The 19,890-nt window shown below is 63.9% G+C and carries 22 protein-coding genes; 17 read left to right on the forward strand and 5 right to left on the reverse strand.

Features of this window, described 5'->3' with window-relative positions:
* The first annotated feature begins 35 nt into the window (after positions 1-35).
* Both cysD and ACE04A_RS03040 read left to right on the forward strand, forming a co-directional pair.
* On the forward strand, positions 36-944 hold the full coding sequence (cysD, locus tag ACE04A_RS03035; RefSeq protein WP_259251746.1) for a sulfate adenylyltransferase subunit CysD: 909 nt from the start codon (positions 36-38) through the stop codon (positions 942-944).
* Positions 945-983: 39 nt separating this feature from the next.
* A complete protein-coding gene (locus ACE04A_RS03040; RefSeq protein ID WP_448718498.1) occupies positions 984-2,282 on the forward strand; it encodes a sulfate adenylyltransferase subunit 1 in 1,299 nt (432 codons plus the stop codon).
* Positions 2,283-2,461: 179 nt separating this feature from the next.
* Here ACE04A_RS03040 and ACE04A_RS03045 read toward each other — a convergent pair whose 3' ends face one another.
* On the reverse strand, positions 2,462-2,719 hold the full coding sequence (locus ACE04A_RS03045; protein WP_448718698.1) for a hypothetical protein: 258 nt from the start codon (positions 2,717-2,719) through the stop codon (positions 2,462-2,464).
* Between ACE04A_RS03045 and ACE04A_RS03050 the strand changes: the two genes are divergently transcribed.
* Together ACE04A_RS03050 and ACE04A_RS03055 are read left to right on the forward strand one after the other, a co-directional pair.
* Positions 2,615-3,973 carry a PA0069 family radical SAM protein gene (locus tag ACE04A_RS03050; protein WP_448718497.1) on the forward strand — a complete coding sequence of 453 codons (1,359 nt, stop codon included), beginning with the start codon at positions 2,615-2,617 and terminating at the stop codon, positions 3,971-3,973. The two genes, ACE04A_RS03045 and ACE04A_RS03050, sit on opposite strands and share 105 nt — an antisense overlap.
* 62 nt (positions 3,974-4,035) lie before the next feature.
* Complete coding sequence (locus ACE04A_RS03055) at positions 4,036-4,527, forward strand: hypothetical protein (RefSeq protein WP_448718496.1); 492 nt, start codon at positions 4,036-4,038, stop codon at positions 4,525-4,527.
* A 31-nt stretch (positions 4,528-4,558) separates the two neighbouring features.
* Here the strand turns inward: ACE04A_RS03055 and ACE04A_RS03060 are convergent, their stop codons facing one another.
* Positions 4,559-5,431 carry an EamA family transporter gene (locus ACE04A_RS03060; protein ID WP_259251742.1) on the reverse strand — a complete coding sequence of 291 codons (873 nt, stop codon included), beginning with the start codon at positions 5,429-5,431 and terminating at the stop codon, positions 4,559-4,561.
* 219 nt (positions 5,432-5,650) lie between these two features.
* Here ACE04A_RS03060 and rplS point away from each other — a divergent pair, with 219 nt between their 5' ends.
* Both rplS and ACE04A_RS03070 read left to right on the forward strand, forming a co-directional pair.
* A complete protein-coding gene (gene rplS / locus ACE04A_RS03065; RefSeq protein WP_006218237.1) occupies positions 5,651-6,031 on the forward strand; it encodes a 50S ribosomal protein L19 in 381 nt (126 codons plus the stop codon).
* Between the two features lie 123 nt (positions 6,032-6,154).
* Positions 6,155-6,886 carry a CoA pyrophosphatase gene (locus ACE04A_RS03070; RefSeq protein WP_259251741.1) on the forward strand — a complete coding sequence of 244 codons (732 nt, stop codon included), beginning with the start codon at positions 6,155-6,157 and terminating at the stop codon, positions 6,884-6,886.
* A 78-nt stretch (positions 6,887-6,964) separates the two neighbouring features.
* On the opposite strand, the gene rsgA is transcribed toward ACE04A_RS03070, so the two are convergent.
* Both rsgA and ACE04A_RS03080 read right to left on the reverse strand, forming a co-directional pair.
* The gene (rsgA, locus tag ACE04A_RS03075; protein ID WP_259251740.1) at positions 6,965-7,921 is read right to left on the reverse strand and encodes a ribosome small subunit-dependent GTPase A; all 957 of its coding nucleotides are present in this window, start codon (positions 7,919-7,921) and stop codon (positions 6,965-6,967) included.
* Positions 7,918-9,168, reverse strand: coding sequence for a M48 family metallopeptidase (locus tag ACE04A_RS03080; RefSeq protein ID WP_100857169.1), 1,251 nt, complete (start codon positions 9,166-9,168; stop codon positions 7,918-7,920). Before ACE04A_RS03080 ends, rsgA begins: the two co-directional genes overlap by 4 nt.
* A 60-nt stretch (positions 9,169-9,228) precedes the next feature.
* On the opposite strand from ACE04A_RS03080, the gene orn reads away from it, so the two are divergent.
* Together orn and ACE04A_RS03090 are read left to right on the forward strand one after the other, a co-directional pair.
* Complete coding sequence (gene orn / locus ACE04A_RS03085) at positions 9,229-9,774, forward strand: oligoribonuclease (protein WP_050447887.1); 546 nt, start codon at positions 9,229-9,231, stop codon at positions 9,772-9,774.
* A gap of 70 nt (positions 9,775-9,844) precedes the next feature.
* The gene (locus ACE04A_RS03090) at positions 9,845-10,474 is read left to right on the forward strand and encodes an NAD(P)H-hydrate epimerase (RefSeq protein ID WP_448718495.1); all 630 of its coding nucleotides are present in this window, start codon (positions 9,845-9,847) and stop codon (positions 10,472-10,474) included.
* Positions 10,475-10,531: 57 nt separating this feature from the next.
* On the opposite strand, the gene paaX is transcribed toward ACE04A_RS03090, so the two are convergent.
* Positions 10,532-11,461, reverse strand: coding sequence for a phenylacetic acid degradation operon negative regulatory protein PaaX (gene paaX / locus ACE04A_RS03095; RefSeq protein WP_279996683.1), 930 nt, complete (start codon positions 11,459-11,461; stop codon positions 10,532-10,534).
* Between the two features lie 172 nt (positions 11,462-11,633).
* Here paaX and paaA point away from each other — a divergent pair, with 172 nt between their 5' ends.
* The 9 genes from paaA to paaK all read left to right on the forward strand — a co-directional run bounded on the left by paaA (position 11,634) and on the right by paaK (position 19,856).
* Positions 11,634-12,623 (forward strand): 1,2-phenylacetyl-CoA epoxidase subunit PaaA, encoded by a 990-nt coding sequence (paaA, locus tag ACE04A_RS03100; RefSeq protein WP_050447890.1) that lies wholly within the window; start codon positions 11,634-11,636, stop codon positions 12,621-12,623.
* Positions 12,624-12,748: 125 nt separating this feature from the next.
* Positions 12,749-13,033, forward strand: coding sequence for a 1,2-phenylacetyl-CoA epoxidase subunit PaaB (paaB, locus tag ACE04A_RS03105; protein ID WP_050447891.1), 285 nt, complete (start codon positions 12,749-12,751; stop codon positions 13,031-13,033).
* A gap of 14 nt (positions 13,034-13,047) precedes the next feature.
* Complete coding sequence (gene paaC, locus ACE04A_RS03110) at positions 13,048-13,812, forward strand: 1,2-phenylacetyl-CoA epoxidase subunit PaaC (RefSeq protein WP_448718494.1); 765 nt, start codon at positions 13,048-13,050, stop codon at positions 13,810-13,812.
* Positions 13,809-14,315, forward strand: coding sequence for a 1,2-phenylacetyl-CoA epoxidase subunit PaaD (gene paaD, locus ACE04A_RS03115; protein WP_100857884.1), 507 nt, complete (start codon positions 13,809-13,811; stop codon positions 14,313-14,315). Before paaC ends, paaD begins: the two co-directional genes overlap by 4 nt.
* A 13-nt stretch (positions 14,316-14,328) precedes the next feature.
* On the forward strand, positions 14,329-15,414 hold the full coding sequence (gene paaE / locus ACE04A_RS03120) for a 1,2-phenylacetyl-CoA epoxidase subunit PaaE (protein WP_447988202.1): 1,086 nt from the start codon (positions 14,329-14,331) through the stop codon (positions 15,412-15,414).
* A gap of 47 nt (positions 15,415-15,461) precedes the next feature.
* Positions 15,462-17,126 (forward strand): phenylacetic acid degradation protein PaaN, encoded by a 1,665-nt coding sequence (gene paaN / locus ACE04A_RS03125; protein WP_100857163.1) that lies wholly within the window; start codon positions 15,462-15,464, stop codon positions 17,124-17,126.
* A 14-nt stretch (positions 17,127-17,140) separates the two neighbouring features.
* Positions 17,141-17,929 (forward strand): 2-(1,2-epoxy-1,2-dihydrophenyl)acetyl-CoA isomerase PaaG, encoded by a 789-nt coding sequence (gene paaG, locus ACE04A_RS03130; RefSeq protein WP_100857162.1) that lies wholly within the window; start codon positions 17,141-17,143, stop codon positions 17,927-17,929.
* Positions 17,929-18,399 carry a hydroxyphenylacetyl-CoA thioesterase PaaI gene (gene paaI / locus ACE04A_RS03135; protein WP_448718491.1) on the forward strand — a complete coding sequence of 157 codons (471 nt, stop codon included), beginning with the start codon at positions 17,929-17,931 and terminating at the stop codon, positions 18,397-18,399. The genes paaG and paaI overlap by 1 nt, the downstream gene beginning before the upstream one ends.
* Positions 18,400-18,536: 137 nt before the next feature.
* The gene (gene paaK, locus ACE04A_RS03140; protein WP_100857161.1) at positions 18,537-19,856 is read left to right on the forward strand and encodes a phenylacetate--CoA ligase PaaK; all 1,320 of its coding nucleotides are present in this window, start codon (positions 18,537-18,539) and stop codon (positions 19,854-19,856) included.
* Positions 19,857-19,890: the final 34 nt, after the last annotated feature.

The raw sequence follows: 19,890 nt of genomic DNA on the forward strand, positions 1-19,890 counted from the left end.
CCATGAATTCACAATCTGTTTTAGGGGAATAACCTATGTCCGCTGTGATCCAACGCAGCCACCTGGATTGGCTGGAATCCGAAGCCATTTTCATCATGCGCGAGGTGGCCGCCGAAAGCGAAAAACCCGTGCTGCTGTTCTCGGGCGGCAAAGATTCGGTGGTGCTGCTGCGCCTGGCCGAAAAGGCCTTCCGCCCGGGGCGCTTCCCGTTCCCGCTCATGCACATCGATACTGGCCACAACTTCGATGAAGTCATCGCCTTTCGGGACCAGCGCGCGGCGGAACTGGGCGAGACCCTGATCGTGCGCAGCGTTGAAGATTCGATCAAGCGCGGCAGCGTGGTGTTGCGCCGCGAAACGGATTCCCGCAACGCGGCCCAGGCGGTGACGCTGCTGGAAGCGATCGAGGAATTCGGCTTTGACGCCTGCATCGGCGGCGCGAGGCGCGATGAAGAAAAGGCGCGTGCCAAGGAACGCATCTTTTCGTTCCGCGACGAATTCGGCCAATGGGATCCCAAGGCCCAGCGCCCCGAATTGTGGAACCTGTTCAACACCCGCGTGCATCGTGGCGAGAACATGCGCGTGTTCCCGATCTCGAACTGGACCGAGCTGGACGTCTGGCAATACATCCAGCGCGAGCAATTGGCGCTGCCGTCCATCTACTACAGCCACGAACGCGAGGTGGTGCGCAGAAAGGGCTTGCTGGTGCCCGTCACGCGCCTGACGCCGCCGCAAGATGGCGAACAGGTCGAGCGCTTGCCGGTGCGTTTTCGCACGGTGGGCGATATCTCGTGCACCTGCCCGGTGGCCTCCGACGCCGCCGACACCTACGCCATCATCGCCGAGACGGCGGTAACCGACATCACCGAGCGCGGCGCCACGCGCATGGACGACCAGACTTCCGAGGCCTCGATGGAGCGCCGCAAGAAGGAAGGCTATTTCTGAATGCACAACGCCGGCTGCGGCCGGCGGCAGGGGACGCACATGAACGCACTGAACGATTCTTTTCTTTCCGGCGCCGGCACGGGCGTGCTGCGCTTGATCACGGCGGGCTCCGTCGATGACGGCAAGTCCACCTTGATCGGCCGTCTGCTTTACGACAGCAAAGGCGTGTTCGCCGACCAGTTGGATGCCATCTCGCGCGCCAAGCACAAGCGGGTGGCGGGCGACGGCATCGACTTTTCGCTGCTGACCGACGGCCTGGAAGCCGAGCGCGAGCAGGGCATCACCATCGACGTGGCCTACCGCTATTTCTCCACGCCCGCGCGCAAGTTCATCATCGCGGATGCGCCGGGCCACGAGCAGTACACCCGCAACATGGTGACGGGCGCATCGACGGCGGATGTGGCGGTGATACTCATCGACGCCACGCGCGCAGCCGACGGCAAGCTGCTGGCGCAGACCAAGCGGCACAGCACGATCGCGCGGCTTCTGGGCATCCGCCACATTGTGGTGGCGGTGAACAAGATGGACCTGGTGGATTGGGACCGCGCCGTGTTCGACCGCATCCGCGATGCGTATGCGGACCTGGCCACCAAACTGGGCATTGCGCATTTTGATGTGCTGCCGCTGTCGGCGCTCAATGGCGACAACGTGGTGACGCTGTCACCCAAGACGCCTTGGTACGAAGGCCAGCCCTTGCTGGCGTTGCTGGAATCGTTGGATCTTGCCAGCGACGGGCGCGCGTTGCCGCTGCGCTTTCCGGTGCAATGGGTGGCGCGCCACGGCGGCGATCAGAAGGAAGACTTTCGCGGCTACGCGGGGCTCGTGGCCAGCGGCGTGCTGCGCGCGGGCGATGCGGTCACCGTGCAGCCGTCGGGTGTGACGGCGGTGGTTCGCGAGGTGCGCGTGTTTGACCGCGTGTTGGATGAGGCGGTGGCAGGCGATTCCGTCACGCTGGTGTTGGACCGTGATGTGGACGTGTCGCGCGGCGACGTGATAGTGCACACGGCCGCGCCCGCGCAAGTGACGCGCGAGTTCGAAGCCGAGCTCTGCTGGCTGGATGCGCAAGCCTTGAATCCGGCACGCAAGTATCTGTTGAAGTCGGGCACGCGACTGACGTCGGCGAAGATTCGCGCGGTGCTGTCGCATCGCGACATCCACGAATTGCAGGAAGTGGAGAACACCGAAGGCACCTTGCAGATGAACGACATTGGTCGCGTGACCTTCACCACGCGCGAGGCCTTGGCAGTGGATCGCTATGCCGATGTTCCGGCCACCGGCGCCTTTATTTTGATCGACGAAGCCACGCATCAGACCGCGGCGGCGGGCATGTTGCGTTAGGCCAGGATTGGGCTGGAAAACAACGAATTTTCAGCCCTTTTTTTGGTGTTGTATTTCTTCCAAACGTAATGCTGGTGCGCGTTTCCAGGTGATATCGCCTGGTGAAATCGATTTGTTCAGACGCGCTCCGCGTCTTGCGGTAAAGTGGGGCTGTCTTACGAAAAGGCTTTTGGTGCTTGTCAAAACCACTGTGTTTTTGTACAGTAGTTTTTATGGCACGCACCGATCATTCTTTTCCCGCCGGTTCTGGGTCCCCGGCTGCCGCCCCCGCCGCCTTGCGCGGTCGGGGTGCGGTTACTAATGTTCGGCATCGCTTTCAGCGCGATGACCGTGTGCAGGTCGATGACGGTTGGTCCGGTTCCGGCCTGCCAGCGGATTTCGTCGAATCCGTCCCTGATAATTTCTCCGACGATTCTCCCGAAAGCGCGTCCGCCCATTCCTCCGCAGCCGGCTCTGGCTGCTTGCGCGGCACGACGGTCATTCCCATCCTGCCCGATACGCGCCTTGAGCCGCCCGCTCCCAAGACGACGGTTACCGCGGAAGAAGCCCGCAAGATGCTGTCGCGCAATGATTCGCCCGATATCCCCTTCGACGTTGCGGTCAACCCTTACCGGGGTTGCGAGCACGGTTGCGTGTATTGCTACGCGCGGCCCACGCATTCGTACCTGGGCATGTCGCCGGGGTTGGACTTTGAAACCCGCCTGGTAGCCAAGGCCAACGCCGTCGAGGCCTTGCGCGCCGAGCTCGCGCGCCCTGGCTATAAGCCGTCGCCCATCAATATCGGTTCTGCTACCGACGCCTACCAGCCCATCGAACGCGACTGGCGCCTGACGCGCGGCATGCTCGAACTGATGCTGGAAACCCGGCACCCGGTAACCATCGTGACGAAGAACGCGCTGGTGGCGCGTGACCTGGACCTGCTGGCGGCGCTGGCGGAACAGAATCTGGTGGTGGTCTACATCAGCATCACCACGCTGGACGCCGGCATGGCCCGCACGCTGGAACCGCGCGCCGCGGCGCCCTGGCGGCGGCTGGAAGCCGTGCGCAGCCTGACGGATGCCGGCGTGCCGGTGGGCGTGCTGGTGGCGCCGGTCATTCCGTTCATCAACGACGAATCCATGGAACACATCCTCCAGGAGTCCAAGGCGGCAGGCGCGCATTACGCCAGCTACACCGTCTTGCGCCTGCCCTGGGAGGTCAAGACCCTGTTCGAAGACTGGCTCAACGCCCATTACCCCGACCGCGCCCAGCGCGTGTTGCACCGGATAGAAGACTTGCGCAATGGCCGCCGCAATGACCCGAACTTCGGTTCGCGGATGCGCGGTACAGGCATCTGGGCAGACTTGCTGCGTCAGCGCTTTGCCGTTGCCACCCGCAAGCTGGGGCTGAACCGCCACCGTCTGGCGCTGGATTGCGATCGCTTCCAGCCCCCGGTGATGGCAGGCGGCACGCCATCACTGTTCGCGGCGGGCCTTGCGGCCGGCTCGGGCGGGGCGTCTTCCGGGGCCACCTCTTTGGGTGCCAGGTCTTCAGGCTCCACCTCTTCTTCCGATTTCCTATCCCCGGTTGGCGCGCAAGCGTCTTCAGGGGTCCCCCATTCTGCCGGTTTGCCTGCCGTCAGCGGCGCCTATGGGCGCGGCGAGCGCCAATTGCGGGCGTTGGCGGCTGGCCAGTTGTCGCTGTTCGATTGATCGCGGCTCGTCGCCGTGTCGGCCGCTGCGGCGGCTTGGAATCATTTCTTCAAGGAGTTCTTATGAACACCGCTGATTTTTCCGTTTTGTCCGACGAGCTTGTCGTCTCGCTGAACCCACTGCGCCGCGGGGCTCATCGCGCCCGTGCCGTTTGCGCCAAGCTGACGGGGCTTGCCATGCCGTGGACGACCGCATCGGCTGGGGGCGAACGACGCGACCGCAGCCGGTCGGGCACCGCGCCGGCACGCTGGCCCTTTCCGCCCGCGCCGGTTGAAGAGGGCTCGCTGGTGGGGCAGGCCGTGTCGGTTCCCATGTCGGCGCCCGTGGCCTCGCCCGCGGCAGTGTCGATGCCTGTCATTCGTCCCGTCGCTGCACCAGCAGCGGCTCCCACCGCTCCGGCCGCCGAGCGCGAGCGCAGCCTGGGCAATGCCACGGTAGAGCCGGTGACTTCCCAAGTGACCATGAAGGCGATGGTGTTGGATGTGGTGATGGTGCTGGCGTGGGGTGCAATCATCCCCGGCCTGATGTGGCTGGGGGCGGCGGCTGGCTTCTAAGCAGTCAGAGCCCGTCCCAGCCGCAACGCAATCAGCTGGAACCCAGCAGGACCACGCCCACCAGAATGGCAAGGCAGCCGGCCAAACGACCCGGGCCTACCTTTTCGCGCAGCAGGAACATGCCGGCCAGGGTGCCAAGCATCATCGACATTTCGCGGGCAGGCGCCACCAGGCTCAAGGGCGCACCGTTGCGCAAGGCGTACAGCACCAGGATGTATCCCAGCGGAGACAGCAGGCCTACGGCCAAGGCCAGATGCCAGTGCCCGCGCATGGATTCCCAGGCTTGAGCGCGCCGGCTCAGCATGTGGGGCGTCATCATCGCGGTTCGGGTAACGCAGGTAAACCAATCGAACAGCACGGGGCTGATCAGCAGCACCTTGACGCCATAGGCATCCACCACGGTGTAGGCGGCAATGAACAGGCCGATCACCACGCCCCAGCGCACGCCAACCCAGGCTTGCGCCTGCTTGAAGATGGTCAGCCGGCCCTGGGTGGCGATCAGCAGCACCCCAATGACCACGCACAGCATGCCGATAATGCCGGTGCTTGTGGCCGGTTCGCCCAGCAGCAGGAAGGCCCCTGTCGTGGACAGTAGCGGGCCGGTGCCTCGCGCAATGGGGTACACCACGGACAAGTCAGCCACCTGATAGCCGCGTTGCAGGCACAGGCTGTAGCCCAGATGCAACAGGCTGGATGTCAGGATGGCGCCCACGACGGGCCAGGTCCAGCTCATGCCGTCGTGTATCAGCACCCAGATCACCCATGGGGCATAGAGCACCGATGCGCATAGCCCGTAGGCAAACACGAAAGGCGCGCCCACCATGGCCGCGCGCTTGGCAAGCAGGTTCCACGTAGCGTGGGCCATCGCCGCCAGGACGACCAATATCAGGGACGTATACGACATGAGGGAACAGCGTCAGATGACGTGTTTGTTACAGAAGTGGCAAGGGTACAGCAAGCCACGGGAAGGGCGCCATTCTACTCGACGGCTGACAGAACTTTTGGTGTAGAATCATTGGTTTGCCAAATCTCATCCTCTGCTTGCGGCACGAGTAACAACATCGGTAAAAATCGCACGGCAAAAATTTTTAGCCCGCAAAGACATGATGATCTAGGAGTTCTCATGAACCTTATCGCTATCCTGGAACAGGAAGAAATTGCCCGTCTGACCGGCGGCCAAGCCAAGCCTGAATTTGCTCCTGGTGACACCGTCATCGTGAGCGTGAACGTCGTTGAAGGCACCCGCAAGCGCGTGCAGGCCTTCGAAGGCGTTGTTATCGCCAAGCGCAATCGCGGCCTGAACTCCGCGTTCACCGTGCGCAAGATTTCGTCGGGTGAAGCCGTGGAACGTACGTTCCAGCTGTACTCGCCGCAAATCGCCGGCATCGAAGTCAAGCGCCGCGGCGACGTGCGCCGCGCCAAGCTGTACTACCTGCGCAACCGCTCGGGCAAGTCGGCACGTATCAAGGAAAAGCTGGTCAGCAAGCAAGCCTCGGCGGCTTGATCGCTTATCGGCACACGGCCCTTCCAGTGTCGGACGTTCGCGCCATTCAGCGTTTCCGTCCGGCACAGGTTTCCGGGTTAAAAAGGCACCTGCGAGGGTGCCTTTTTCTTTTTGCAAAGCCGTATGTCTGATTCCTCGTATTCCGCGCGGCCCCGACGGCCGCTGGCGCGTCCCGGCTTCGATCCGGCGACGCAACCGTGGGTGGTGGCCAACGAGTCCTTGCCGGCCGTGCCCGCCAGCCTGCTGACCCCGCATCGCCTGCGGGGCACACTGACCCAGCCGTCCACCTGGACGCTGGAGCTTTCTCGCGACAACGACCTGCGCTATCCCGGCCGCGAAGGCACGCCAGTGCCTGCCGCCGTGCTGATCCCGTTGGTCACCCGTGACAACGGCGTGCACATCATGCTGACCCAGCGCGCGGCGCACCTGCATGACCATGCCGGGCAGATCAGCTTTCCGGGTGGCCGCATCGAGACCAGTGATTCGACGCCCGTTGCCGCCGCCTTGCGCGAAGCGCAAGAGGAAACGGGCTTGCCCGCCGACCATGTCGAAGTGTTGGGCAGCATGCCGCCTTACCTGACGGCAACCGGTTTTTCGATCATTCCGGTGGTGTCGCTGGTGCGTCCGGGCTTTGAGCTGGCGCCCGACGCTTTCGAGGTGGCCGAAGTGTTCGAAGTGCCGCTGTCCTTTCTGATGGATCCGGCCAACCATCGGCTGTATGAAGCCCGCCTTGATGACGGTCGCGTGCGCAATTATTACGGCATGCCGTACGGCAAGCACTTCATTTGGGGCGCCACGGCAGGCATGCTGCGCAATCTTTATCACCTGTTGCGCAATGGCTTGCAGCCTGGCTGACAAACCTGGCTTGCAACCCCAAACCATGCAAAAAAAGACGGCCGTTTCGGGCCGTCTTTTGTTTGGCGGTGGGGCGTATCAGTAGCGCTGCTGGCCTGCCAGATTCTCTTCCAGAATACGTTCGTACAACGCATAGCGCAGCGGGTTGATCTTGCCTGCCTGCAAAGCGGCAACCACGCCGCATCCGGGCTCACGCCGATGCGTGCAGTTGTAGAAGCGGCATTCCTCGATGGGCTGCGTAAATTCCGGGAAGCCACGGATGATGTCGTCGCGCGTCAGGTGCTGCAAGCCAAATGCCTGGAACCCCGGCGAATCGATCAGATCGCCGCCCGGGTCGGGCAAATGGTATAGCCGCGTGCTGGTCGTGGTGTGCTTGCCCATGTCCAGCGCGGTGGAGTGTTCGCGCGTGGCGGCGCGAGCGTCGGGTATCAGGGCATTGAGCAGGGTGGACTTGCCCATGCCGCTTTGGCCCAGCAGCAGGTTGGTGCGGCCGGCCAGGCGCGGGGCCAGCAAGGTATGCACCTTCTCTGGTTCCAGCGCGCTGAGTTCGACCACCGGCACACCCAGTGCGGCGATAGGGGCAAGACGCGCGCGCGCGGCCGGCAGTTCTTCCGTCAGGTCGGTCTTGTTCAAGACGATCAGCGGCGAAATGCCGGCGCTCCAGGCGCCAGCCAGGGCGCGCCCGGTCAAGTCGTCCGAGAACGTCGGTTGCACCGCGATCACGATCAGCAACTGGTCGACGTTCGAGGCGAACTGCTTGGAGCGCATTTCGTCTGACCGATACAGCAGGTTGCTGCGCGGCAGGATGGCGTCAATGGCGCCTTCATCCTTGCCTTGCGGGGCGATGCGCACGCGGTCGCCAACGGCAGCGCCGGCTTTCTTGCCGCGCGGAAAGCACTTGCGCAGGGAACCATCGGCAAGCTCCACCGTGTAGTGGCGCCCGTGCGCGGCGATGATGCGGCCGTCGATCTGGTCGCCTACGGCTTCGGATGGTGGGGCCGTGGCGCCGTTCCTGGAATTGCGCGTGTTGCTCATGCGGCAGTCGCCATCAGGTGGCGGATGCGCTCGGCGGCGGGGGGATGGCTGTCGTAGAAGGCGGAATGCACAGGGTCGGGAGTCAGCGTAGCAGCGTTGTCGTCATAGAGTTTGACCAGAGCGGACACCAAATGCGCCGGCGAACTCTGCTCGGCCGCATAGCGGTCCGCCTCGAATTCGTCGCGACGCGAGTACCAACTGGCCAACGGCGTGAACATGAAAGTAAAAACGGGAATGACCAGGAAGAACAGCAACAGCGCCATGGCGTCGTTGCGGCCGCCCAGTTGGGGCATCACGCCCAGGTCCACATAGAACCAGGGTTGCTGGGACACCCAGCCCAGGATGGCGAAGAAAGCCAGCGCGGCGCCGAAGCTGAAGAGCACGCGCTTGATGATGTGGCGCTTGGCGAAGTGGCCCAATTCGTGCGCCAGCACGGCTTCGATTTCATCGCCGTTCAGGCGGGCAAGCAGGGTGTCGAAGAACACAATGCGGCGCGAGCGCCCGAAGCCGGTGAAATAAGCATTGCCGTGCGCGGAGCGGCGCGAGCCGTCCATCACGAACAGGCCATTCAACGCAAAGCCGCAGCGCTGCGCCAGGCGTTGGATGCGGCCGGCCAGTTCCGGGTCGGACAGCGGCGTGAATTTATTGAAGAGCGGGGCGATGAACATCGGGTAGACGATCAGCAGCGCCAGGTTGAATACGGTCCACAGCGCCCAGGCCCACACCCACCAGTAGGCGCCCGCGCTGCCCATCAGCCACAGCACGGCGGCGGCCAGCGGCAGGCCCAGCACGGCCGCCACCAGCAAACCCTTGGCGGTGTCCGCGATGAACAGTTCTGGCGTCATGCGGTTGAAGCCGAAGCGCGCTTCCAGTTTGAACTGCCGCCATAGCGTGAACGGCAGGCCCAGCAGACCCAGCACCAGCGCCACCACCACCAGCAAAAGCATCTGGCGCAAAAAGTCATTGCTGGTAAGCTGGCCCACCATCAGGTCTATGAATTGCAAGCCGCCCATCAGCGTCAGGCACACCAGCAGAATCGCGTCGTAGGTGCGTTCCAGCATGCCCAGCTTGACGCGCGCAACGGTGTAGTCAGCGGCGCGCTGATGGCTGGTCAACCCGATGCGGGGCGAGAATTCGGCGGGCACCTGGTCGCGGTTGCGCGCGACGTGGCGGATCTGGCGGCTGGCCAGCCACAGGCGCACCGCGATATCGGCAAGCAGGAAAGCAACGAACAGCAGTGTGAACATGGGCGAAGCGGATGGCTCAATAGGGATGTGCGAAAATCGCGTGTTTTATAGGCAAATTATATGGCTGTGAACGAAAATCGCCTGGTCTGGCTCGACATGGAAATGACCGGGCTGGATCCCGAGAAAGAACGCATCATCGAGGTTGCCGTTGTGGTCACCGAACCCGACCTGACGGTAGTGGCCGAAGGCCCGGTTCTGGTCGTCCACCAGCCCGACAGCCTGCTGGATGCCATGGATAACTGGAACAAATCCACCCACGGCAAGAGCGGCTTGATCGACAAGGTTCGCGCGTCGACCGTGTCCGAGGCGCAGGCAGAGGATACGCTGTTGGCGTTTTTGGCGCAGCATGTGCCGGCGGGAAAATCGCCGCTTTGTGGCAACACCATCAGCCAGGACCGCCGCTTCATGTTTGCTTACATGCCGCGCCTGGAACAGTTCTTCCATTACCGCAATCTGGACGTCAGCACGCTGAAGGAACTGGCGCGCCGCTGGGCGCCGGCCGTGTACAAGGGCTTCGAGAAAAAAAGCCGCCACGAAGCGCTGGCCGACATCTACGAATCCATCGACGAACTCAAGTACTACCGCGAACACTTCCTGAAAGTGTAAGCAGGCGGCTAGTGCCGGGCTTGTCCGGCAATCAGCCCGCCGCGCGGTAGGACCTTACTCTTTTCGCGCCATGCCCAGTCATTCCGTTGCTCAGATTCGCCGCGCCGAGCAGTTGGCGTTGGCAGCGGGCGCGTCGCTCATGCCAAGGGCCGGCGCGGCTGCGGCTGCATTTGCGGCCGAACGGGTGGGTCCCTTCGGCTCCGTCCTGGCCGTGGCCGGTCCTGGCAATAACGGTGGGGATGCCCTGGAAGCCGCGACACGCCTGCTGGCGTTGGGCCTGCGCGTTCAGGTGGTGCTGCCGTCTGGCCCCGAAAAATTACCCGCCGATGCGGCGCGCGCCTGGGCGGGCTGGCTTGCCGTCGGCGGTCGCACGCTGGCGTCGCTTCCCTCCACGCCTCCTGATCTGCTTATCGACGGCCTGTTCGGCATCGGGCTGAATCGTCCCTTGGATTCCTCGTGGCAGCAGTTGGTCGATACGATCAATGCGTGGCGGGTGCCCGTGTTGGCGCTGGATGTGCCCAGCGGCATCGACGCCGATACCGGCGCGGCGCTAGGCCGGCCGGTCCAGGCCACCTGGACGCTATCTTTTATCGCTACCGCGCGGGGTTTGACTCGCCCCGGTGCCGGTCGCGACGCCGCGGGCGAATGCCATGTGGACACCCTGGGTGTGTCGATGCCGTCCGGCGATGCTGCCGGCTAGGCGGATTACCCCGACGTACCATTCCCGAGGCCACGCGCCCTGAAGGCGCGACACCCCTCAGGCCGGCCGCCCTCCGAAGCGGGATTCCACCTCAGCCGTCAGCGGCGTGTAACGCTCGTTGTCTTGACCGGCGCGCGCGTTCAGGTGCGTTTCTGACGCATCGAACACCTTCCAGTAGATGCGCCCGCATAGGGCGCGGGCGGCGTGGCCCGGCCAGTTGTCGGGCAGCATCGGCCCGGGTAGTTGCGGATCGTGCAGCACGATCCGGCGCCAGTGGTGCAGCAGCATGACCCGCACGACAAAGGCATCGGCGGGCGGCGGCGTTTCGTCCAGCAGCTTTTCCGCCGGGCCGAAATTGCGCGAGAACTGGCGGTACTGCTCGGCCACGTCGTCCAGGTTCCAGCACTGCGATGCCAGGCTGGCGATGGGCAAGCCGCCCGCGCCGGCCAGGTCACGGGCAGACAGCACCAACGCCCGGTCCGGAATGCCCAGTTTTTCCAGGATGTCGTGCGCGGCGCTCGCCTCGGTGTGCGGATGCGCGAACAAGCCCGGCGCGATCATGCCGAACCCTTCCCAGACCAGTTCCCGGCGTAGCTCGGCGCGCTCGGCCAACCCGTTGCCGGTGCGCGGCAACGCCACCAGCGTCCATTCGCCGTTCCAGTCCTGCGTCGCGCCTTCGTAAATGCGCTGCGAGGCATGCGCGGTATGTCGCTGCCCCTGTTCAGAAATCAGGTACAGGCTGCGCCGGCCATGCCGTTCCGATTGCAGCCAATTCTGCGCCACCAGCCGGAAGACGCTGGTGCGCAGCAGGCGTTCGTTGATGCCCAGCGGGGCCAGCAGTTCGATCAGGTCGCCCAGCCAGATGGCGCCACCATGAGGCGCGAGCGCGTCCCCCAGCAAGCTGACGCAAAGGGATTTGGCGCGAGGGGGGTCGCTTTTCAACAAGCGGGACAGGAAACGGTCCAAAGGCGACGTAGGGTTTGCCATAGGGTGGGCCAAATGCGGCCGATATCGGGATCCGCAATATGATACATAAATCCAATGTGATACAGCTTTGCGTTTGACAATGGTTTTTTTGTATTAAATAATCCGTCTATGACATGACGGCGCTGTGGAACGTTTGCCTTGCGTTTTCGCAAACCGTCTCAAGGAGACAAACATGTACGCTCAACTCGTCGAAACCGGCGTCAAGCAGGTCAAGACCGCGGACCAGCTTGAAGGCCCCGAACAGACGTTTCAGCGCCGCATAGACGATGGCGTGCGCATCGAGGCCAAGGACTGGATGCCCGATGCCTATCGCAAGACGCTGGTGCGCCAGATCTCGCAGCACGCGCACTCGGAAATTGTCGGCATGCTGCCCGAAGGCAACTGGATCACGCGCGCTCCGTCCCTCAAGCGCAAGGCGATCCTGCTGGCCAAGGTGCAGGACGAGGCCGGCCACGGGCTGTACCTGTACAGCGCCGCCGAGACGCTGGGCGTGTCGCGCGATGACCTGATCGACGACCTGCACGCAGGCCGCGCCAAGTACTCCAGCATCTTCAATTACCCCACCCTTAGCTGGGCCGATATCGGCATGATCGGCTGGCTGGTCGATGGCTCGGCCATCATCAACCAGATCCCGCTGTGCCGCTGCTCATACGGCCCCTACGCGCGCGCCATGGTGCGCGTCTGTAAGGAAGAATCCTTCCACCAGCGCCAGGGGTACGACCTGCTGATGCAGATGTGCCTGCACGGCACGCCCGAGCAAAAGGCGATGGTGCAAGATTCGCTGAACCGCTGGTGGTGGCCCGCCCTGATGATGTTCGGCCCGTCCGACGCCGATTCGCCCAACAGCGCGCAGTCGATGGCCTGGAAAATCAAGCTCTTCTCCAACGACGAGCTGCGCCAGAAGATGGTGGACCAGACCGTGCCGCAGGCCGAATACCTGGGCCTGACCGTGCCGGATCCCGACCTCAAGTGGAACGCCGAACGCGGCCACTATGACTTCGGCGAGATCGACTGGAGCGAGTTCTACGCCGTGCTCAAGGGCAATGGCCCGTGCAACCGCGAACGTCTGGCCGCCCGCGTCAAGGCGCACGAAGACGGCGCCTGGGTGCGCGATGCGCTGGTTGCCTACGCGGACAAGAAGGCGCAGCGCAAGGCCGCTTGAAGCCAAGCGCTTGAACCGCTTTAACCGGCCGAAGCGCGCCTGCGTTCCTCTATTTCACCCGACATCACCTCATCATTGCCGTCCGGAGCGCGCCGCGCGCGCCCGGCATTTCAAGGATATTCATCATGAGCAAAGACTGGCCTTTGTGGGAAGTGTTCATCCGCAGCCAGCACGGCCTGGCCCATAAGCACGTCGGCAGCCTGCACGCCTCGGACGCCGAAATGGCGATCAACCACGCTCGCGACGTCTACACGCGCCGCAACGAAGGCCTGAGCATCTGGGTCGTGCGCGCCTCGGATATCTCGGCCAGCAGCCCCGGCGACAAGGAACCCTTGTTTGAACCGGCCAACAGCAAGGTCTACCGGCATCCCACGTTTTTCCCGATGCCTGACGAAATCAAGCACATGTAAGGCGGTGGGCAGACATGGACAAGACTTTGTTTGAATACCTGCTGCGCCTGGGCGATTCGTCGCTCATCCTGTCGCAGCGCCTGGGCGCGTGGACCGGCCACGGCCCCATCCTGGAAGAAGACCTGGCGCTGACCAACACCGCGCTGGACCTGCTGGGCCAGGCCCGCATGTGGCTGACGTTGGCGGGCGAAGTCGAAGGCGCCGGTCGCGATGAAGACGCGCTGGCCTATCACCGCGACACGCATCAATTCCACAACGTGCTGCTGGTTGAACGCGCCAACGGCAACTACGCCGACACCATGGCGCGCCAGTTCCTGTTCGACGTGTGGCACTACTTCCTGTTGCAACGCCTGGAACAGTCCAGCGACGAACGTGTCGCCGCCATCGCCGCCAAATCCATCAAGGAAGTCACCTACCACGTGCGCCGCTCGTCGGACATGGTGGTGCGCCTGGGTGACGGCACCGACGAAAGCCACGCCAAGATGCAGGCCGCCATCGACGACGCCTGGCGCTTCACCGGTGAATTGTTCGCCGACGACGCCGTGGACCAGGACGTGGCCGCGCGCGGCATCGGCTGTGAACTTTCCGCCCTGCGCGAACCGTGGATGGCCCACGTGCGTGAAGTGCTGGAAGAAGCCACGCTGACCGTGCCCGATGAAACCGCCGCCAACCATCTGGCCTATCGTGGCGGCCGCCAGGGCAGGCACACCGAAGAACTGGGCTACGTGCTGGCCGAAATGCAGTACCTGCCGCGCGCCTATCCGGGAGCCACGTGGTGAACGCGCTGGCGCCCATTTCCGCCGACCAGGTCTACGCCTGGCTGCAGGAGGTTCCCGATCCGGAGATCCCCGTGCTGTCCGTGGTGGACCTGGGCGTGGTGCGTGACGTGACCTGGGACGGCGACACCTGCGTCGTCGTCATCACGCCCACGTACTCCGGCTGCCCGGCCATGCGCGAGATCACGCAGGACATCCAGCAGACGCTGGCGCGCCACGGTATCGACGAGGTTCGTGTCGACACCCGCCTGGCGCCCGCCTGGACGACCGACTGGATGAGCGAAAAGGGCCGCGAAGCCCTCAAGGGCTACGGCATCGCCGCGCCCGCCGAACGCGCCATCGACATCTCGGGCATCAGCCGCCGCGCCGCCGCGCCCGCCATCGCGTGCCCGCGCTGCGGGTCGCGCGACACGCGGATGGTCAGCAATTTCGGGTCCACGTCGTGCAAGGCGCTGTATCGCTGCGTGTCTTGCCGCGAACCCTTCGATTATTTCAAGACTCACTGAGAGCGGTTTCAAGATGAGCAACCAATTTCATTCCTTGAAGGTGGCCTCGGTGGCGCGCAATACGCGCGATGCCGTGGTCGTCACCTTTGACCTGCCCGACACGCTGACCGACGAGTTCGCCTTCCTGCCGGGGCAGTACCTGACCCTGCGCACGCAACTGAATGGCGAAGAGCTGCGCCGCTCGTACTCGATCTGTTCCGCCCCGCACGACAAGCTGCTGCGCGTGGCCATCAAGAAGGTCGACGAAGGCGCGTTCTCCAGTTGGGCCAACCACGAACTGCAACCCGGCCAGACGCTGGAAGTGATGGCGCCCGCCGGCAACTTCACCGTGGATTTCTCGCCCGAGAACCAGCGCCATTACGTGGCCTTCGCGGTGGGCAGCGGCATCACGCCGGTGTTCTCGCTGGTGAAGACCGCGCTGTCGACCGAACCGCGCAGCAAGTTCACGCTGTTCTTTGGCAACCGCGCATCGTCGGCCGTGCTGTTCCGCGAAGAAATCGAAGACCTGAAGAACCTGTACATGGAGCGCTTCTCGCTGGTCTACGTCATGAGCCGCGAGACGCAAGACATCGAACTGTTCAACGGCCGCCTGGACGGCGACAAGGTCGACCAACTGATGTCGGCCTGGATGAGCCCCGAAGACATCGATTACGCTTTTGTCTGTGGTCCGCAGACCATGACCGAAAGCGTGGTCGAGCGGCTGCAAGCCCGTGGCATTCCGAAGGCGAACATCAAGTTCGAGCTCTTCGGCGCGCCCAAGGGACCCCGCGCGCTGCGCACCGGCCACGACGCACCGCAGGCGCCGGGCAAGGGCCAGTGCGAAGTGACCGTGGTGCAGGACGGCCACAGCCGCATGTTCGTGATTGATAAGAATAAAGACAGCGTGCTGGACTCGGCGCTGGCGCAGGGCATCGAGCTGCCGTACTCGTGCAAGGGCGGCGTGTGTTCCACCTGCCGTTGCAAGGTCATCGAAGGCGAAGTGGACATGGACGCCAACTTCGCCCTGGAAGACTACGAAGTGGCGCGCGGTTTTGTATTGAGTTGCCAGAGCTTTCCGGTCAGCGACCGCCTGGTTATCGACTTCGACCAGGAAACCTGACGCGGCCTGTGCCAGTCAGACACCCCTAATTCATTGGAGAGACAAGCGTGTCCCAAAAATTCTTCGAACGTCACCAGCCCGTGCTGGAACAATCCCTGGCGGCAGCCGCGTTGCGTGGCTACTGGAGCCCGTTTGCTGAATCGCCCAGCCCGCGCAACTATGGCGAAACGGCCAATGACGACGGCCGCGCCGCCTTCGAAGCCCTGAAGGGCAAGCCGTTTCCGTTGAACCTGCACGATGCCGACGGCACCGTGGGCGGCGAAAAATCGCCGTATGGCTTTGACCTGGGAATTACGTACCCGCACGTGCCGGTCGACAAGCTGATCAGCGCCTCCAAGCGCGCGCTGGAAGACTGGCGTCGTGCAGGGCCGCAGGCCTGGGTGGGCGTGTCGCTGGAAATCCTGGCGCGCCTGAACAAGCTTAGTTTTGAAATTGCCTACGCCGTGCAGCACACCACCGGCCAGGGTTTCATGATGGCCTTCCAGGCCGGCGGCCCGCACGCGCAAGACCGTGGCTTTGAGGCCGTGACCTACGCCTGGCAGGAAATGTCGCGCATTCCGGGCGTGGCGATCTGGGAAAAGCCGCAAGGCAAGAATGACCCGATCCGCATGGAAAAGCAGTTCACCGTGGTGCCGCGTGGCGTGGCGCTGGTGATCGGCTGCTCGACCTTCCCGACCTGGAACGGCTACCCCGGCATGTTCGCCAGCCTGGCCACCGGCAACACCGTCATCGTCAAGCCGCACCCGGGCGCGATCCTGCCGCTGGCCATCACCGTGAAGGTCGCGCGCGAAGTGCTGCAAGAAGCGGGCTTCGACCCCGATGTGGTCCTGCTGGCCGCGCACGAAGCGGGCGACGATACGGCGCAGAAGCTGGCGCTGGACCCGGCCGTCAAGATCGTGGATTTCACCGGCAGCACCGCCAACGGCGACTGGCTGGAAAACAATGCTCGCCAGGCACTGGTCTACACCGAGAAGGCCGGCGTCAACCAGGTCATCATCGATTCCACCGACGACTTGAAGGGCGTGGCGCGCAACCTGGCGTTTTCGCTGGCCTTGTACTCGGGTCAGATGTGCACGGCGCCGCAAAATATCTACGTGCCGCGCGACGGCATCAACACGCCGGAAGGCCGCGTCAGCTTTGATGACGTTGCCGCCGCCTTGGGCGTGGCGCTGGAGAAGCTGGGCGCGGACGCCGCTCGCGCAGTCGAACTGACCGGCGCCATCCAGAACGACGGCATCGTTGAACGCATCGAAAAGGCCCGCGCGTTGGGCCTGCCGGTGGTGGCCGACAGCAAGACGCTGACGCACCCGCAGTTTGAAAACGCGCGTGTGCGCACGCCGTTGCTGCTGCGCACGGAAGCGGGCAACGCGGCCATCAGCCAGGAATGGTTTGGCCCGATCGCCTTCGTGGTGGCCACGGATTCCACCGCGCACAGCGTCCAGTTGGCGCGCGACAGCGTCATCCAGCACGGTGCCTTGTCCTTGTCGGCCTACACGACCGACCCACAAGTGGCTGACCAGGTGCAGGACGCGGCGGAAGTGTCCGGCGTGTCGTTGTCGTTGAACCTGACGGGCGCGGTGTTCGTCAACCAGACCGCGGCCTTCAGCGACTTCCACGGCACCGGCGCCAACCCGGCCGCCAATGCTGCGCTGTCCGACACGGCCTTCGTGTCGAACCGCTTCCGCGTGGTGCAAACCCGCCGTCACGTCTAAGCAGGGCGACGCTTATGAGCTACCAGGATATTCAATTCGACCTGTCGGGCGGCATCGCCCGCCTGACGCTGAACCGCCCCGACAAGCTGAACAGCTTCACGGCCAACATGCACGCCGAAGTGGCCGACGCGCTGACGCGCGTGGAAACCGAAGGCGCGCGCGTGCTGGTGCTGACCGGCGCGGGCCGTGGCTTTTGTGCGGGCCAGGACTTAAGCGAGCGCAAGCCCGCCGAAGACGGCACGCCGCCCGATCTGGGCGAAACCGTCGACAAGTTCTACGCGCCGTTGGTACGCCGCCTGAACGCCTTGCCCATGCCCGTTGTGGTGGGCGTGAACGGCGTGGCGGCCGGGGCGGGCGCCAACCTGGCGTTCGCGGGTGACATCGTCATCGCCAAGGCATCGGCCAATTTCATTCAGTCGTTCTGCCGCCTGGGCTTGATTCCCGACACGGGTGGTACGTTCGCGCTGCCGCGCCTGGTGGGCCGCGCGCGCGCCATGGGCCTGGCCATGCTGGGCGACAAGCTCAGCGCCAAGCAGGCCGAGGAATGGGGCCTGATCTGGCAATGCGTGGCGGATGAAGAGTTCGACGCAACACTGGAACGCCTGGCGCAGCACTTCTCCACGGCGCCCACCAAGGGCCTGGCGTTCACCAAGCAGGCCATGCAGGCCAGCCTGGGCAATGACCTGTCGACGCAATTGGATCTGGAGCGCGACATGATGCGTGAGCTGGGTCGCAGCGCTGACTACGCGGAAGGCGTGGCCGCCTTCCTGGGCAAGCGCGAACCGCAATTCAAGGGGCAATGATGAGCGTACACGTTCCCCCCGTTGAAGCGCCGAGCGATCCGCAGGAACTCGCGCAGGCCGTTGGCACCGTGATGTACGCGGGTGATGCGGCCTCGCAAGGCTTGGAAATGAAGATCGAGGAAATGGCGCCGGGCTATGCGCGGCTGACGATGCGCGTGCGCGCCGACATGCTGAACGGTCACAAGACCTGCCACGGCGGCTTCATCTTCGCGCTGGCCGACAGCGCGTTCGCGTTCTCTTGCAATTCCCGCAACGTCAGCACCGTGGCTTCGGGTTGCACCATCGATTACCTGGCGCCGGGCTTCGAAGGCGACCTGTTGACCGCCGTGGCGCAAGAGCGCTCGCTGGCCGGCCGCACGGGCGTGTATGACGTCACCGTCACCAACCAGGACGGCCGCAACGTCGCCCTGTTCCGTGGGCGGTCCTATCGCATCAAGGGCCAGATCGTGGGGGTTCCCGCCGAAGGCTGAGGATGACATCCCAACGCCAATAGAAACGTCGTCATCCAACCAAAGCCAAGGCCAACGGCAGGGCGGCAGCAGCGCGGACCGAGAACCCCGCGCGCCGTCCACACCGGTGTAGAAAGAATTTCAGGAGAGAGATAACCATGTCCAACACCATGAGCAAGCCGGGGCTGGACCCCATCGAGCATGCCAGCGAGGATGAACTGCGCGCGCTGCAGCTTGAGCGCCTGAAGTGGTCGCTCAAGCATGCGTACGACAACGTCCCGCACTACAAGAAAGCGTTCGACGAAGCGGGTGTGCACCCCGATGACCTGAAGCAGCTGTCCGATATTTCCAAGTTTCCTTTCACGACCAAGAAGGAACTGCGCGACAACTATCCGTTCGGCATGTTCGCGGTGCCGCGCGAGCGCATTTCGCGCATCCATGCGTCCAGCGGCACGACCGGCAAGCCGACGGTGGTGGGCTACACCAAGGGCGACCTGGACAACTGGGCCAACCTGGTGGCGCGCTCGATCCGCGCGGCCGGCGGCAAGCCCGGCGACACCGTGCACATCGCCTACGGCTATGGCCTCTTCACGGGCGGCCTGGGTGCGCATTACGGCGCCGAGCGCCTGGGTTGCACGGTCATCCCGATGTCGGGCGGGCAAACTGAAAAGCAGGTGCAGCTGATCAATGATTTCCGTCCGGACATCATCATGGTCACCCCCTCCTATTTCTGCAATATTCTCGAAGAACAGCGTCGCCAAGGCATTGATCCGCGTCAAAGCTCGCTGCGTATCGGCATCTTTGGCGCCGAGCCGTGGACGGGGCAGATGCGTGCCGACATCGAGGCCGAGGCGGGCATCGATGCGGTCGACATCTATGGCTTGTCGGAAGTGATGGGGCCGGGCGTGGCCAGCGAATGCGTGGAAACGAAGGACGGCCCCGTCGTCTGGGAAGACCACTTCTACGCCGAGATCATCAACCCCGACACCGGCGAGCCCGTGGCCGACGGCGAGCCGGGCGAATTGGTGTTCACGTCGTTGACCAAGGAAGCGATGCCCATCATCCGCTACCGCACGCGCGACCTGACCCGCCTGTTGCCGGCTACCGCGCGCAGCATGCGCCGCATCGGCAAGATCACCGGCCGCAGCGACGACATGTTGATTGTGCGGGGCGTGAACATGTTCCCGACGCAAGTGGAAGAGCTGGTGCTGAAGATTGCGCAACTGGCGCCGCACTACCAGTTGGTGCTGTCGCGCACCGGCAATATGGACGAGCTTGAGATCCTGACGGAAGTGCGCGCGGAGTTCTCGGGTCTGTCCGATGCCGAGCGCAATAACCTGGGCAAGCAATTGCAGCATGCCGTGAAGACGCACATCGGCGTCAGCGCGCGCATCCAGGTGTCGGACGCGGGCCATGTTGAACGCACGCTGACGGGCAAGGCGCGTCGCGTGATCGACAAGCGTCCGAAGGTGGTCTGACACCGTCGTGTCCGGTGCAATAAAAAAGCAGCCG

The organism is Achromobacter colocynthidis (genome assembly GCF_057334535.1).

What these genes read in the sequence shown, in the direction of transcription:
- orn (WP_050447887.1), top strand. Translation starts at nt 9,229, where the DNA reads ATGGCTGTGAACGAAAATCGCCTGGTCTGGCTCGACATGGAAATGACC.
- paaC (WP_448718494.1), top strand. Translation starts at nt 13,048, where the DNA reads ATGGACAAGACTTTGTTTGAATACCTGCTGCGCCTGGGCGATTCGTCG.
- ACE04A_RS03055 (WP_448718496.1), top strand. Translation starts at nt 4,036, where the DNA reads ATGAACACCGCTGATTTTTCCGTTTTGTCCGACGAGCTTGTCGTCTCG.
- paaK (WP_100857161.1), top strand. Translation starts at nt 18,537, where the DNA reads ATGTCCAACACCATGAGCAAGCCGGGGCTGGACCCCATCGAGCATGCC.
- ACE04A_RS03080 (WP_100857169.1), bottom strand. Translation starts at nt 9,168, where the DNA reads ATGTTCACACTGCTGTTCGTTGCTTTCCTGCTTGCCGATATCGCGGTG.
- paaB (WP_050447891.1), top strand. Translation starts at nt 12,749, where the DNA reads ATGAGCAAAGACTGGCCTTTGTGGGAAGTGTTCATCCGCAGCCAGCAC.
- paaA (WP_050447890.1), top strand. Translation starts at nt 11,634, where the DNA reads ATGTACGCTCAACTCGTCGAAACCGGCGTCAAGCAGGTCAAGACCGCG.
- ACE04A_RS03040 (WP_448718498.1), top strand. Translation starts at nt 984, where the DNA reads ATGAACGCACTGAACGATTCTTTTCTTTCCGGCGCCGGCACGGGCGTG.
- cysD (WP_259251746.1), top strand. Translation starts at nt 36, where the DNA reads ATGTCCGCTGTGATCCAACGCAGCCACCTGGATTGGCTGGAATCCGAA.
- paaG (WP_100857162.1), top strand. Translation starts at nt 17,141, where the DNA reads ATGAGCTACCAGGATATTCAATTCGACCTGTCGGGCGGCATCGCCCGC.
- ACE04A_RS03045 (WP_448718698.1), bottom strand. Translation starts at nt 2,719, where the DNA reads ATGGGCGGACGCGCTTTCGGGAGAATCGTCGGAGAAATTATCAGGGAC.
- ACE04A_RS03090 (WP_448718495.1), top strand. Translation starts at nt 9,845, where the DNA reads ATGCCCAGTCATTCCGTTGCTCAGATTCGCCGCGCCGAGCAGTTGGCG.
- rplS (WP_006218237.1), top strand. Translation starts at nt 5,651, where the DNA reads ATGAACCTTATCGCTATCCTGGAACAGGAAGAAATTGCCCGTCTGACC.
- ACE04A_RS03070 (WP_259251741.1), top strand. Translation starts at nt 6,155, where the DNA reads ATGTCTGATTCCTCGTATTCCGCGCGGCCCCGACGGCCGCTGGCGCGT.
- ACE04A_RS03060 (WP_259251742.1), bottom strand. Translation starts at nt 5,431, where the DNA reads ATGTCGTATACGTCCCTGATATTGGTCGTCCTGGCGGCGATGGCCCAC.
- paaE (WP_447988202.1), top strand. Translation starts at nt 14,329, where the DNA reads ATGAGCAACCAATTTCATTCCTTGAAGGTGGCCTCGGTGGCGCGCAAT.
- paaI (WP_448718491.1), top strand. Translation starts at nt 17,929, where the DNA reads ATGAGCGTACACGTTCCCCCCGTTGAAGCGCCGAGCGATCCGCAGGAA.
- rsgA (WP_259251740.1), bottom strand. Translation starts at nt 7,921, where the DNA reads ATGAGCAACACGCGCAATTCCAGGAACGGCGCCACGGCCCCACCATCC.
- paaX (WP_279996683.1), bottom strand. Translation starts at nt 11,461, where the DNA reads ATGGCAAACCCTACGTCGCCTTTGGACCGTTTCCTGTCCCGCTTGTTG.